The following is a 468-nucleotide window of genomic DNA, read 5'->3' as shown; positions in this document are numbered from 1 at the left end:
CGATCAATGCACGAATGTCTGCCGATACTTTCATCGTTTGCTCAGGATTCCTTGCATCCCTGGGTTCTTGCCGACAGGCATCAAAATCAGTAGTCGATGAGCTGATGCTCGCGCAAATACGCGAGGATCACTTGTGCTTTTTCGACCGAACTCCCTTCATTTACGACGTTGCCGCCACGGCTTTCGGTCGTCGTCGCGGACAGCATCCGCGCATGCCCGGAGCGCTTCTCGGCGGCAACCAGCTTTACGGGTTTACGCTCGACCGGGCCGACCGTCCACGCGGCCGCATCGGCGTCCGCGCCGGGCGCCGCGAGCGCGGGCCGGATCGCGCCGGCGCGCAGCCGCGCATACGCATAGCGCGGCTCCACGCTCGCAAGCGGATGCACGGCGACGACGGCCGGCAGCGCCGCGTCGACACGCCGCCGCAGCCCTTTCGGCAAAAATTGCCGAACCGCCGCGCGACCGCCG

1 pseudogene is annotated in these 468 nt (G+C 65.6%); it reads right to left on the bottom strand.

Features of this window, described 5'->3' with window-relative positions:
• Positions 1-86: 86 nt before the first annotated feature.
• Positions 87-468 (bottom strand): annotated as a pseudogene (locus ACU8YE_RS24875) (electron transfer flavoprotein subunit beta/FixA family protein); the annotation flags it as partial.

It is taken from the genome of Ralstonia sp. VS2407 (genome assembly GCF_052950655.1).
The sequence above is the reverse complement of the archived record's forward strand: the minus strand, read 5'-3'. Positions and strand labels throughout refer to the sequence as shown.